9 protein-coding genes are annotated in these 13,771 nt (G+C 65.3%); 6 read left to right on the top strand and 3 right to left on the bottom strand.

All coding sequences use genetic code 11. The features are described 5' to 3' along the window. Positions 1–358: 358 nt before the first annotated feature. The gene (locus tag IG178_RS23780; protein WP_193215095.1) at positions 359–3,811 is read right to left on the bottom strand and encodes a hypothetical protein; all 3,453 of its coding nucleotides are present in this window, start codon (positions 3,809–3,811) and stop codon (positions 359–361) included. A gap of 105 nt (positions 3,812–3,916) precedes the next feature. Then, positions 3,917–7,051 carry a hypothetical protein gene (locus tag IG178_RS23775; protein ID WP_193215094.1) on the bottom strand — a complete coding sequence of 1,045 codons (3,135 nt, stop codon included), beginning with the start codon at positions 7,049–7,051 and terminating at the stop codon, positions 3,917–3,919. A 119-nt stretch (positions 7,052–7,170) separates the two neighbouring features. Here IG178_RS23775 and IG178_RS23770 point away from each other — a divergent pair, with 119 nt between their 5' ends. The 3 genes from IG178_RS23770 to IG178_RS23760 all read left to right on the top strand — a co-directional run bounded on the left by IG178_RS23770 (position 7,171) and on the right by IG178_RS23760 (position 10,367). Next, positions 7,171–7,761 (top strand): sigma-70 family RNA polymerase sigma factor, encoded by a 591-nt coding sequence (locus IG178_RS23770; protein WP_193215093.1) that lies wholly within the window; start codon positions 7,171–7,173, stop codon positions 7,759–7,761. Then, positions 7,758–9,326: a LamG-like jellyroll fold domain-containing protein gene (locus IG178_RS23765; protein WP_193215092.1), complete on the top strand. Its 1,569-nt coding sequence runs from the start codon at positions 7,758–7,760 to the stop codon at positions 9,324–9,326. The genes IG178_RS23770 and IG178_RS23765 overlap by 4 nt, the downstream gene beginning before the upstream one ends. Positions 9,327–10,007: 681 nt before the next feature. Next, the gene (locus IG178_RS23760; RefSeq protein WP_193215091.1) at positions 10,008–10,367 is read left to right on the top strand and encodes a hypothetical protein; all 360 of its coding nucleotides are present in this window, start codon (positions 10,008–10,010) and stop codon (positions 10,365–10,367) included. A 684-nt stretch (positions 10,368–11,051) separates the two neighbouring features. Here IG178_RS23760 and IG178_RS23755 read toward each other — a convergent pair. Next, positions 11,052–11,690, bottom strand: coding sequence for a hypothetical protein (locus IG178_RS23755; RefSeq protein ID WP_193215090.1), 639 nt, complete (start codon positions 11,688–11,690; stop codon positions 11,052–11,054). Positions 11,691–12,362: 672 nt separating this feature from the next. On the opposite strand from IG178_RS23755, the gene IG178_RS23750 reads away from it, so the two are divergent. From IG178_RS23750 to lepB, 3 genes are all read left to right on the top strand, one after another. Then, a complete protein-coding gene (locus tag IG178_RS23750; RefSeq protein WP_193215089.1) occupies positions 12,363–12,671 on the top strand; it encodes an N-acetylmuramoyl-L-alanine amidase in 309 nt (102 codons plus the stop codon). After that, on the top strand, positions 12,668–12,877 hold the full coding sequence (locus IG178_RS23745; RefSeq protein ID WP_193215088.1) for a hypothetical protein: 210 nt from the start codon (positions 12,668–12,670) through the stop codon (positions 12,875–12,877). The genes IG178_RS23750 and IG178_RS23745 overlap by 4 nt, the downstream gene beginning before the upstream one ends. A gap of 282 nt (positions 12,878–13,159) precedes the next feature. Then, on the top strand, positions 13,160–13,666 hold the full coding sequence (lepB, locus tag IG178_RS23740) for a signal peptidase I (RefSeq protein WP_226895723.1): 507 nt from the start codon (positions 13,160–13,162) through the stop codon (positions 13,664–13,666). Positions 13,667–13,771: the final 105 nt, after the last annotated feature.

Here is a 13,771-nt window from a genome sequence, read left to right as displayed (position 1 = left end):
CTGCGAGTGGACGCGAGCGCCCTTGCGGAACCGAATGTGGGTTCCGCAATGCCCGCTCAGGTAGGGTTACGATGGAGGCGCATGACTGGTGGAGTCAGGTGAGGGCGGCGAGGAAAGCGGAGGGAGTTGTAGGTGTCAAGCGGCCCGTCTTTGGAGTGCGGTGGCAAAGCGCAGCGGCGACACCGCTTTCGAAGGACCGGGCAATGCCGCTTTCTACTGACATCCCACCCGATCGTGCGGGTTCCGATACTCCGATCGCAAGGCGTGGTTTCCGGCGTCAGGGTTTCATCTCCCCCTCAAAAAGCGCCGTCGCCGGTCGCTTGCTCCCTCTGCCGGCGCACTCCAAAGGTTAGATGTCTCAAAGCCCGATCTCGATGCGAACGAACCGTTTTGGATCGAGGTCCGGATCGAAGGGGAAGCGGTAGCGGGTGAATTCGGTGGGAACGCCCGCTTGGTCCGGATCCGCGGCGACGGAGGCGCTGCCGTCGGTCCAGTCCTCGAGATCGATGGAGGTGGTGAAATCGAAGTGGATGCCGTCGGCGGGGTCGAGGTCGCGCAGCACGGCGCTGACGCCGCTCCGGGTGGTGGCCAGCGGCCAGGCGTCGGGGTGGCCGGGATCGGTGCCGAAGAGGTATTCGGCCAGGTTATCGAGGGGGTCGCCATCGGGATTCGCGGCCATGACGGCGTGGCGGCCGGCGGCGGTCGGCAGTCCATGGTCGCGGGCCCAGTCGAGGAAGGCGTCGCGGCGGTCGGCGGGGCCGTAGGTGAAGCGCGCGGTGGCGGTGGTGGCGGCACTCGATTTCACACGGACCCAGTGGGCGTGGAAACCGGTGGGAAAGACGTGATGGACCGTTTCACCGGCGGCGAGGTCGAAGGTTTGGTAGGTCGACCAGCTGTCGTCGGCGAGGAAGTCGACCTCCACCGTGACGGTGGTCGCGTCGCTCGCGGTCAAGGTGAGCTCCTTGTGGTCGTAACCGTACATCAGGTAGGGATCCGACGGGATGCCGGCTGCGACGACGGTGTCTTGCCACGGTCCGCCGCTGCCGCGGGCTTCGCCCATGCGCCAGAGGTCGTCGATTTCACCCAGCCAGAGGGCGGCGCTGCCGTCGGGGTTCTTGACCAGCTTGTCGGAGGCCGGCGCGTCGTCGAGGACGCCGGTGAGAACCAGCAGGCCGCGCCAGGAGGCGAAGTCGGTGATCCGTTTGCCGTGGGTGACGAGGGCCCGCATCTTGCGCATGCCGCCGGAGATGTCGCGGGGGACCTCGTAGAAGGTGCCGTGGCAGTTGAGCAGTTCGCGCTCGGTGACCGCCTCGCGGATGCCGCGGGCCCAGCCGGCGGCGAAGGGGGCATCGTAGAGCGGATCGGTTTTCGGCAGCCGGAATTTCACGCCGCCTTCCGTGACCCAGGCGGAGGCCGCGTCGGACCCGAACTCCTGGGCGAGGGCAGCGTTGCCGCGGAGTGCGGCTTCCGCGGTGCTGTCGGCGGCGTCAGCCAGCAGCATCGGCCCGCCGATCCGATGGTAGCCGTGGCTCGATGCGACGCCGCTTGCTGACAGGCGCGACGAAGCGAACTCGAGCTCGAGCCGGGGATGGTTCATCACCCGGATGATCCCGTCGGAGACCGAGCGGGTGTCGCGGATGTCGGCGAGCGCAGCGAATTCATCGCCGGCGATGGAAGCCGGGGTCGTGTGGGGATAGGGCGACGACAGGTGGAAGAAGGCGGTCAGGTTGGTCGTCGCGGCGGAGGACACCAGCCGCACCCACGGCGCGGCGAGGTCACCGACCGGATGGGGGACGTAGGCCCCGGCCGGGAGGGTGACGCTGCGGACGAAACTCCATTCGGGAGTGCCGTTGGAAACCTCGATCGAGACCTCCGTCGCGGCGGCACCGAGATTGCGCAAATGCAGGGTGCCCTGCGGATAGCCGCCGATCAGGAAGGGGGCCGAGATTTCACCGGCACCGACGGCCTGGTTCAGCCAGAGCGCGCCGTGCCCGGTGGGTGGTCCCCAGGCGTGCTCGAGCGTCTCCATGTCACCGAACCAGAGGTTCGACTGGTCTTTCAGGGCGAAGGCATTGTCGAACTGCGAGGCGTCGTCCCGGCCCATCACGATGCGGCCGTCGAACCAGCAGTAGTCGGTCGGCATCTTGTAGTAGGTGGAGAGCGGCCGCAGACCGGCGAAGTTGGCGGCGGAGAAGGTCTTCGGGAAATCGAAGAACTGGCCGTGCATGTGCATCAGGTAGAGGCTTCCGGGATCGCCCGGGTCGAGCTGGCGGATGCGCGGCCACTCGGTGTGCCAGCCATGGGCGCCGTCATGGGTGTAGGAAGCCTTCGGCAGCCGCCAGGTGTGCCACTGCTGGTTTTCCAGGGTGTGGACGACCACCGATTTCGGGTCGAAGCCGGTGGTCCAGACCGGGTCGGTGGCGGGATCCGGATTGCCGTGAATGCCGCCGGGTCCGGTGACCTCGCAGGTCTGGATGCGCTCGATCTCGTTCCATGCCGTCATGTAGTCCGGGTTGGCATTGCCGGCACCGCGGAGCGATCCGTCCCAGGTGGCAAGCACGCCTGAAGGGAGCGTTTGGTTGGGCTCGCCATTGTTGCCGACGACGAGCCGGCCCTGGCTGGTGTAGGCGCCCTTGCCGTGGTAGCCGGAAAGGAAGCCGTCGCCGGTGCCCTGGACGTCCGGGTAGCGGACGATGTAGCTGAGGTCGGTGGCGTCGACGTCGTAGAGCCCGTCTTCCATGGTGAAGAGATAGAGCCGGTTCGGATCGTCCAGGTGGGCGGCGCTGGCGGTGAAACGGCCGGGCAGGACGTTGTTGGTGCCGGCGGTCTTCAGCACGCGGACGTTGCGGTCGGCGTCGATGAAGTAGGGGCCGATGTTGAGCTGGTTGGTGGCGGCGTGGATGAAGCGGTTCGCGGGCGTGCCGCCGACCGATTCGGCGCGGACGGTCAGGTTGAGGTCCTGATCGATTTCGTAGAGCTTGTCGGTGCCGCCGTTGGCGATGTGCGGGCCATAGGTGATGGCCCAGAGCTTGCCGGCCCACGGGACCACCGCGCCGATGCCGCATTCGGCATGGGTGTTGGTCATCGCCAGGTGGGGATAGACGCCCGAGATGTTGACCACCTTGTCGGGAAGCGGCGGCACCAGGGTATAGTCCGCGGCCGGTGCCGTGGCGGGAGTTGCGGTCAGCGAGATGTCGTCCACCCAGTAGCTGTGGGCGGCGGCACCGAGACGATCGAAGCGGACGCCCGTGATGCCGGATCCGGTGGTTGCCGCGGCGGCCGATGCAAAGCTGGTGAGGCCGGTGGCGGCATGGACCAGGGCGGTGGAGCCGGGCTCCGACCAGGCCAGGTCGTAACTAGCCGCGGGGGTGCCGAAATTCCGGCCGATGATGCGGAAGCGGATGACCTGGTTGGTGCCGAAGCCGAACGGGCTGCCATCCGCGATCGATTGAAGCGGTGTGACCGTGCCGTTGTGGAGCAGCTGGAGCTGGTTGCCGAGGGCACCCTGCAAGTCGACCGCGGGCCCGCCGTTGCCGTCGAGGACGAGGTGAAAGCTCGGGTCCGTCGTCACTCCCGCGACCGCCAGGTAGGCGTCGAAGGTGAAGTCCGGCGTGGCCGCGAAGGCTTGCCCGAGCTTGGCCGTGGTGTTGTAGGGAAGCCGCGCCGCGTTGGCCGAGCCGTTGAGGCCGGACGTGGCGACCACCCCGGTGGCATTCCAGGCGGAAAGGAAAGGCGTGGCCTCGAAACCGCCGTTGGTCAGGGCAGCCGCGGCGGGGAGGGTCAGGGTGAAGTACGAGAGGTATCGGAGCATGACGAAGGCTGGAACGGACCGAAGGAAAGACGGGCGACGGTTCCTGCTCCCGGCGCGCGGTGAACCGGGAGCGGCCGGAAGCAGGAACGAAGGGGCGAGCCGGGATCAGGGAGTTTCGACCCGGTAGAAGCGCGTGGCCTTGCCGACGGCCACCGGGTCGGTGAAGGTCGCCGTGGTGGTGCCGGCGTTGCCGCTGGCGGTGGCGACTTCCGTGAAGTCATCGAGGAGCCCCAGGTCGTCCGAGGCGGTGATCGAATAGCTGACGCCCGCTTCGGAGGTGAAGGTGATCGAGACCTCGCCGGTGGCGTGGTTCACGGTGAAACCGGTGACCCGCAGGTCGGCCGGCACCGACACGGCACCCAGCAGCACGTCATCGACCCAGAAGCCGGGGCAGTTGCCGCTCTGGTTGGTGAAGGTGATCGTGGCCAGACCCGACTGGGTGGGCGGCCCGTTTTGGAAGTGGCTGAACGGTCCTGCGCCGGCGGCGACCGGCGCTCCGGCGGCATCCAGGATCTCGATCTGGTAGGTCGGGGTCGCGGTGCCCCAGCCGCTGCCGGTGAGGTGGAGCCGGTAGGCGGTGAGCGATTCGCCGGCGTCGAGGAAATCACCGTCGAAGTTCGAGTCGACGCTGGCGGTGAGCGGCGCGGCGGTCTGGTCGATCAGTGTTTGCCAGCCGCTGCCGTTGAATGCCGACCAGACGTTGCCTTCGTAGCGCAGGTTGATCTGCGCGCCGCCGGACCCGGCGAGCAGCAGGTTGAAGGCGCGGTTAGCGGTGGCCCGCACGGCGAAGCCGCATTGGAAGTCGAAGTCGCCGGGCGGATTCGCCAGGGTCTGCCGGGTGAAGGTGGTGGCACCGGTGGCATCGAGGTAGACGGCGGTGGCGGAGCCGGGGAGGATGCCCGGCACGTTGCGCGTCCGCAGTTCGAACTCGGACCAGAAGGCGAAGTTGTCGGTATTACCGATGTTGTCGGTGCCCGGGGTTTCGAAGTTCCAGTTGGGGATCAGGTTGGCCGGGGTGGTGGACGACGCGGTGAGCGGGACCAGGGTGGACGGCTGCGACGGGTCGTCGCTGGCGAGGCTCATGGTGGAGAGCAAGGCCGTGTCCGGCGCGATGGTGGCGCTGGCGAGCTGGACTTCCAACGTCGCCGTGCTTCCCGGGGTGACCGCCAAGGGCAGGGCGGGCGAAGCCAGCGACAGCGCCGGGCTGCCGAAAGTGGCGGCGGTGAGGTTCAGATCCTGGCTGAACCCGTCGTTGCGCACGACCAGGGTGCCGCTTGGTGTCGCTTCGTTGAATCCTTCAATCACGAGGTTGCCCAGGATTGTCATCGACGGTTCCGGCAGTGCGGTGGCGTGGAAGGCGACGTCGTCGACCCAGAAGGGCGTGCAGAAGCCGCTGTCGGGATTGCTGGTGAGGCTGACATCGCTGCTGGTGAAGGTGAACGAGCCCGGGCCGGCGGAGGTGATCAGGGAGCCGGCGGACCCGGTGAGGCTCGACTGCGTGACCGGTGCCGCGAGTTCGCCGCCGGACAGCGTGACCGAGTAGCTCGCGGAGCCACTTCCGAAGCCGCTGCCCCGGACGTTCAGGCGATACGCATTCACGGTGTCGGTGCCGGCTTCGAGGCGGCCGTCCTCATTGGTGTCGATCGATCCTGCTATGGCCGGCAGTCCGGCGAGGTGCACCCAGGTCGCGCCGTCGAAGCCGTAAAAGCCCTCGGGATCGCTGCCGTTGCCATCGGGGAAGTAGGCGAGCTGGATCAGCGCGCTGATCGCCTCGGGGTCGCCCAGTGAGACGGCAGGGGCATGGTTGCCCTCGAAGATCGCCAGCTGGAAGCTCCGGTCCCCGAAGGAACCGTCCGGGGCGGAGCCGGTGTAGCTTTCGAAATCGGCGCTGCGGATCGGCGTGAAGAAGCAGCTGAGTTCCCAATCGGCCGCGCCGTCGGGGATGCCCGCGGCTTGCCCGAGGGAGTCGGTTTCGTCGAGCGGCAGGCCCTTGTCGCCCTTGCCGCGCACGCGCGCCATCCGGGCGGAGGCGGGGGCGATGCCCGGCGTCACCGCGGCGGCGGTGGTCCAGCCGGCGAGGCCGCCGTCGAAGGTCGGGTTCGGGTTCACCCTGGCACCCGGGGCGAACACCGCTGCCGTCACCGGCAGCAGCTTGTCCTGGGTATCGTGGTTGGTGTCGATCGACAGCTCGCCGGTGAAGTTGCCGCCGGTCGCGCTGGTCGCGAGGAGACGGATGCTGATCGTTTCGCCCGGTGCCAGTGTGCTGCCGACGGCCGGCATCACGTTGTCGATGGTGAACACGCCGCCGGCATCGTCGCTGAGGGTGACGTTCTGGACGGTCAGCGAGTTGTTCGGGCCCTCATTGCGGAAGGTCACGGTGCGGGTGGTGCCGCCCGGGTAGGCCGCGCCGAAGGCGTAGTCGGCGGCGGTTGAGCCGGGGTCCACCGCCAGCACCGGATCGGGAATGGTCGAACCGGTCACCTGCGTGTAAGCGTCCGGGTCGTCGCTGATCCGGACGGCATCGACGATGCCACCGTTGCCGGCACCGTAGCTCTGGACGGAGACACTGGTGATGCCGCCGGCCCCGACCCAGTCGCCGCCGGCGAACGTTCCGGCCGGTGCGCCGAGGGCATTCACATCGGGGTTCACCCACAGCGACAGCGTCTCGTTGCCCGGGTCGCTGACCTGGATGCGGCCGAGGATCAGGGCGGTGGTGTTCGCGGTGAGGGCATTGTTGATGGTGATCTGGCTGTTGCCCGTCAGCCAGGCGGTAAGCTGGGAGCCGAGTGCCATCACCCGCGGGTTGCCGGGATCCCCGCCGGTGGTGGCCTGGTTGAAACAGATGCCGCCGCGACTGCCCGAAGTGCTGTTCGGGCTGGCGGATGCCTGGTTGAGGAGGAAGGAGAACCAGATGGTCCCGCCGGTCAGCGGGGTGTCGAGGACGCGGGTCTGGAGACTGGTCGTGCCGTCGGTGTTGCGGGCGCTCTGCGGTGTCCCGGACTGGACCAGCGCGTAGTTCGTCGCGGCAGGCGCGGTCAGGTCGCCGGCGACCACGTCGATGAAGGGCTCGACGGTGCCGGCGGAGTTGTTGGTCCAGGCATCGGTGCCGAAGCCGGTGCCGCCGAACTGGCCGTTGAGGTCGCCGGGCACCAGGTCGTTGAAGTCCGCCACCACGGTGGTGGCGCCGGCGGTCGATCCGCCGAGGGCGAGGATCAGGATGGATTTCAGGGTTTGTTTCATGGGCTACCGGTCCATGTTTCCCATGTCGTGGAGTAACACATTGACCCGGAGGAATTTGCCCGGGAAAAAGAAGTGCGAAAAAGATGTGGTATCCCGCCGCTCCCGGGACATTGAAAGCCGTGGACAACTCTCCCGAAGCCCCCGAAAGCGCGACCGATCTCCTGCTGGAGCGGTTGCAAGCGCGCGGGCCCGGATGGATGGAGGCCTTCGGGGAGCTGGTCCGGATGAACGAGGGCTGGGTGCGGGGTTTCCTCTATGCGCGGATCCGCGATTGGTCCTCGGCCGATGACCTCGCCCAGGACGTGTTCGTGACCGCTTTCCGCCGGGTGTCCACCTACCGCCGCGACGCGAGCTTCGAGGCTTGGCTGCGCGGGATCGCCGTCAATCACCTGCGCAATTTCATCCGCAAGCGTCGCGAGCAATGTGTCGGCGGCAACGACGAGCTGCAGGTGCTGATCGACCGCGGCGCGGACCTTTACCTGGGCCACGGCGACGAATGCGGCGCGCTCGAGGCCTTGCAGGACTGCATGGACCGCATCGACGGACCCTCGCGCGAACTACTCAACCAGCGCTATGTCACCGGTCGCACGGTCCGGGAGATCGCCGCGGACAGCGGCCGCGGCTACTCCGCGCTCACCATGCAACTGCACCGGCTGAGAGAGGCCCTGGCCGACTGCATCCAACGCAAACTCGAGGTCACGGAATCATGAGGACGGGCGACGAATTGCTGGCGCGCTGGCTGGAAGGAGAGCTATCCGGCGAGGAGCAGGCCGAGCTGGTGCGCTTGCTGGAAAGCGATCCGGCACTGCTCGGGCGCCTCGGCGGGCAGACGCTGGTCGATGCCCTGCTGGCGGTGGCGAGCGAGGACGAATTCTCCGCGGCCCGGCGGCAGGAGAACATCATGGCGGCCGTCAAGCGGGCCGACCAGGACGAGTTCCTGGCCGCCGTCGAGGGCAAGCTCCGCCGCGGGGACCGCCGCAGGAGCTTCGTCATGCTGGCCGCGACTGCCGCGGTCGTGATGCTTTCGCTGGGTCTCTGGTGGTTGCGTCCGGCACCGGTGGCAACGGTGGTGCGCGTGGGTTCGATCGACGCCGCCTCCGGGATTCACGAAGGGATGAAGATCAAGGCGGGGGACCGCCTTTCGCTGGGGAGCGGGCTGGTGGAACTGGAAATGGCCGGTCGCGGCAAGATGGTCATCGAGGGACCGGCGGAAGTCGCGTGGCAGGGGCCGATGAATGCCTCGCTGGAGCGCGGCCGCCTGTTGATGCGCGTGACCCCGCAAGGCCACGGCTATCAGGTCCAGACTCCCGGCGGCAAGGTCATCGACCTCGGCACCGAGTTCGGTATCTCGGTCGACGGCGCGAGCGGCATGGTGGAGACCCACGTCCTCGACGGCGAGATCCAGACGGTCATCGGCAGTCAGGCGCCGATCAACCTGCGCAAGAACGACGCGTTGCGTTTCGGCGGCGGGGAACAGGAGCACATTCCCGCCGATCCGGGATCCTTCTACTCGAGCTTGCCGCCGCTGACCGCCGAGATGCCGGAGATGGTGCACTGGACCATGGACCTCGTCGACGGGGGCATCGCCCGTGCCTCCAGCCGCGGCTTCGGGGGTGGCAGCTTCGATTTCGTTTCCATGACCATGGACCAGGGCGCCGCACCGCAGCCGATCGACGGCCGGATCGGCGGCGCGGTGGCCTTCGACGGCAAGGGCTCGTTCATGGAAAGCGGGTTCCGCGGGATCGGCGGCCGCAATCCGCGGACCGTTTGCTTCTGGGCCAAGGTGCCCGCCGACCTCGCCCCGCGGGAGTCCTTCGGCATGATCTCCTGGGGCCGCTACAAGGACGGCACCGCGGGCAGCGTGTGGCAGATCTCCGTCAACCCGCTCGCGGAGGACGGCCCCGTGGGGCGCTTGCGGGTCGGCGCCGACGGGGGCACCGCCGTCGGCAGCCGCGACCTGCGGGACGGTGAATGGCACCACATCGCGGTCGTCCTCTACCCGGTCTCCAGCCCGAACGTCGGCAAGCACGTGTTGCTCTACATCGACGGCCATCTCGATCCGCTTTCGAGCCGGACTTTCGGGGCGGTCGAGACCGACATCGAACAGGCCGACCACGGGGTTTGGCTGGGCCGCAACATCACCTACGTCGTCAGCCAGCCCAACCATGTTCACGGCGGATTTTTCCGCGGCGGGATGGACGAGGTTTACATCTTTGGCGGCGCGCTGTCGGAGTCGCAGGTCCGCTCGCTGATGGACGATCGCCTGCCGTGGTAGCGGGGCACACCCCTCGTCCTCCTCCTCCTGCTCGTCCCTCGTCCTCGAACTTCTCCGGTCCGGCGGTTCCGAGAACGAGGACGAGGACGAGGACGAGGAGGAACGATGATGCGATCGCAAATGTCCGCGCTTGCGGGTCGCGAGATCGCCCGAGGGAGCGCGGGATTCATCCCGCTTGGATGGTAGGGTGCCGGGCCAGCGGGGCGGAATGAATTCCGCGCTCCCGGAAAACAACCGCAGATCATCGGATCCGGACCAGGATGGATGGGATGGATAGTTGGCGGATGAAAACCGCAGATAAACGGGATGAACGCAGATGGATGAAAACCAATGCGGCTTTCAAATCAACCAGCCACTTATCCTATCCATCCCATCCATCCTGGTCCCATTTCTACCAATCTGCGTTCATCCCGTTCATCTGTGTTTGGATTGCTTTCGCTGAATGATCGGCAATTTCGATAACGAGGACGAGCAGGAGAACGAGAACGAGGAGAATCGATGGCGGCGCCTCGAAGGGGCTTCCCGGTCGCGACCGGCCGCCATACGAAGCCGGTGCGGGCCTCGACCCGGATCCTGATGCGTGCTTGCCCCCGGTGTCACGACTCGTTTGAGTGGGAGGGTCGATCTGTAATGTCGCTGCGATCGTTGCAGCCTTCCCGGACGGTAGAAATCACTGAGACCATGCGCCCTGACTTTGATCCGAGAGAGTCTTACTTGATCGCCTACTTTCGTGACTCGGCGCAAAGTTCATCCCGTGGGGCTTGGATCTTCGACGTGGCGCCGATTGTCATTGGCGGCGGTATGTTTCTGATCGGCGGACTTTGGGGTGAAGATCCCACCTGGAGCATCATTGGATTCGGGATCGTGGCCTACCGGCTGATCCAGCATGCGATCTTGACCTGCAAGTATGACGGGGCATTCGCTCGGATCGTCAGCAAGTATGAGGCGTCCCTGGATGCCGCCGAAGCCGAGCTCGCCGGACGGAGCGCTCCTGCCGTGGCTCCACCCGAAGCGGTTCAATCCGCTCCATCGGAACCGTGACCGGTGCAATCTCGGAGTCCCAGCTCCGCTCGCTGATGGACGATCGCCTGCCGTGGTAGCGGGCCGCGCCCCTCGTCCTCCTACTCCTGCTCGTCCCTCGTCCTCGAACTTCTCCGGTCCGGCCATTTCGAGAACGAGAACGAGGACGAGGAGGAACGATGATGAGATCGCAAAAAACCCGCGCTCGCGTGCCGCGAGAACGCCCGAGGGAGCGCGGGATTCATCCCGCTTGGATGGAAGGGTGCCGGGCCAGCGGGGCGGAATGAATTCCGCGCTCCCGGGAAACAACCGCCGATCATCGGATCCGGACCAGGATGGATGGGATGGATAGGATGGCGGTGCTTGGCGGATGAAAACCGCAGATAAACGGGATGAACGCAGATGGATGGAAATTCAAAGCAACCCGCTTCTCATCTCATCCATCCCATCCATCCTGGTCCCGTTTCTACCGATCTGTGTTCATCCCGTTCATCTGTGGTTGGATGTCTTTCATCTCATTCCGGGAAGCTTCGAGGACGAGAACGAGAACGAGGAGGATTGATGATGCGACAACAACTGCAACCCACCACAAATATTCGATCCCCAATCAACAATAATCAATCAATCATTCCCTCTCAAACGGCGCGGACGGGGTGAGTCGTCCGCGCCGTTCGATCGGTGTTTCCTCTATCTCTCCCGCGGTCCTCACATCGGCAGGCTGGCCACGGCGTCACTCCAGTTCGAATAGCCGGTCGAGCCGCCGATGGCGCGGGCCTGGATCAGGTAGCCCTGGCCCGGGGTCAGGTTCGACAAGCGGATCCCACGGGCCCGGGTGAAGAGGCCGGCGGTGGTGTAGGGCCCCGGGGTGCCGGCCGCGTCGAGCAGCGCGATGTTGACCTCATAGCACTTCGCCATGTCCACCACCGACACATCCACGATCCGCTGGCCGGGGCCGTCGATGCGGATCCGGCGGATTTCCGGGGTGCTCAGGGGCGATTGGGCGCGGTTGGTGCTGGCTGCCCGGAAGCCGCTGGACAGCAGGGTGGAGAGCACGTCGACGCTCGTTTCCTGCACGTAGAGCGCCAGCGTGCGCATCAGCCCGGCCAGCACGCGCTTCTGCTCGTTCTTCGCGGCGGTGGCGGCGGTGCCGCCCTGGGCCATGGCCGCCTTCCGTTCGCGGAAAAGGTCCAGGGCCGCGGTCAGGTCCGCTTCCACCACCGGCGGGGTGGGGAAGGCGGCGTTCCCGTACAGGTTGTCCAGCACGTCTTCCGTGGTGGAGTCCAGCAGGGCGTCGGTGCCCCTCGTGAAGTCGAGGAGGACTCTCAGTCGTGGTGTCTCGTTCATGTTTTTATTTCGTGTTGTGTTTGCCGTGCGGTGTGCGAATTCACTCCGGGATTCGGCATGTTGTGTAAATACCTATGTTCGGTCGGGTTGAATAGATATTTGTTATTACGTGATCGCGTAGGTTGGGTCGGGGATGTGATTTTGATTTTTTGGACCGGGATGGATGGGATGGATCGGATGATGTTCCGGATCCGGGGTGGTGTATTATGGGCGGATGAACCACAGATGGACGGGATGAACGCAGATGATCTACGGGGATGAGTGGGGGTGAAGATTTCAATCCAAAGATCCTATCCATCCCATCCATCCTGGTCCGATTTCGATGGATCCGCGTCCATTCCGTTCATCGGTGGTTCAACGTTCCTTTCCAGCCGTCCGGGGCCGTTCCTGGGTCCCCGGTCTAGCGGTTTCATCCTCCAGTCCGGGCGGAGGACGCCCCGGTCGTACCGGAGAACGCCCCGATCACGGCGTGACACGCCTTGCTGATGACTTGGGACGATCCGGTTGCGGGGGGAAACGCCCCGGTCCCGGCTTCACACGCGGAGTTACCGCCGGGACACGCTTGATGCACGGCCGCCAACGCCTCCTTTTCGCCGTGACCGGGTAAGGCAGCGTTCTGAAACGCGGAGGTCCGGCCGTGATGCGGGGATTCCATCGCGGAAGCGGCGGACTTTGGCTTGCGATCCAGCAGCCCACATCCCGCCCGCTGCAGCGACCTGCTACCGCGGGGCGGAGAACCGGGCGATGGCGAGCACCCTCAACGAGGCCGCGGTCGAAGCTCTCGGCACCCGGTCCCCTGGGGCGAAGACGGAAAGCGACAGCCAGCACGCCCGGCTGGCGATCATGGCGTTCCAGCCGTGCTTCTTGATCGAGCTGGGGTTCATCGACCACGACGGGGACCGGGCGAAGCTGCGCGATGCGGACCTGCGGCGCCGCGCCTGCGAGGCTATTGCTAAGGTTCTCCTCACTGGCACGGCATGAACGAGCTCGTCTCCATCCCCATCGGCTGGATCCCGTCCTGCATCGGTGGGCTCGGCGCCATCATCGCCACCCTGGCGGGGATCATTTACTCGTCCCTGAATGCCCGTCTGGCGGCGCAGGTCCGGATCATCGAGCGGCTCCAAGGGGACATCGACCGCATGTCGAAGGGCTGCGGGGTGAAGGAGTGCCTCTGGCGGGAGCGGTGAGGGGGGGCTGCCGCGAGGTTCCGCTAGGTCATTTCTCCTCGTTCCATTCCTGAAGTTCTCCTGATCTTTTGGAACTTGAAAGCAGGCGTAACAGGTTCTCTCACCTTTGCGGATGATCCTCAGAGACTTAAAAGCTTTCACCGTCAAGACAGGTGGAAAGAACCGCGGATCTCGTTGACAGCCACCCCCTTGCGACCCAGCCTCCCTGTAAAACAGCCGTTGGCATATCGGATCTCGCCGATATGCTCACCGGGTTAATAAATACTGTTGGCCAAAAACGAAATGCTCTCCTTGAAACCTTTTTCAGCCATATCAATCGCGGCTGTTGTGGCTTTGTCTGCGTGCAGCAAAGAGACCATGCGACAAAGTTCCTCTAACATGGATCCGACGATTAAACGCGGCGAGACCGTCTCAGTGGACTTGGCCGCATACGAACGATCGAAACCGGATCGTTGGGACGTGATTCTATTTGAGTCACCAATTTCGAATGACGGACATTGGCTTGGACGTGTGGTTGGATTGCCGGGAGAGACCTTGGAGATCCGAGCTGGATCGATCATAATTAACGGGAAGGAAGAAGCCGTCCCCCCACACTTGAATATCGGTGCCTATCTCCCCCCCAAAACTGAGAACATGGCACTTGGTGGTTTCAGGCCAGTCACGTTTCCCCACAAGATTGATACCGACGGCTACTTTGTTTTGGGCGACAATGTCTCCAACTCCTTGGATAGCCGCTATTGGGGGGATCTGGAAGCTTCAAAGATTGTCGGGCAAGTCCCACGCAAATAACGAAACTAAAGGCCAATCGGGTAGGTGACGGGCTCTAACCGTCACCCCCCACACCACCCGGCATGCGGATCCGCACCGGGCGGTTCCAATTCGTCATGCCATCCC

Origin of the sequence: Neoluteolibacter marinus (genome assembly GCF_014904755.1) — a bacterium.
Lineage (GTDB): Bacteria > Verrucomicrobiota > Verrucomicrobiia > Verrucomicrobiales > Akkermansiaceae > Haloferula > Haloferula marina.
This window is presented reverse-complemented; position numbering and strand designations above follow the sequence as displayed.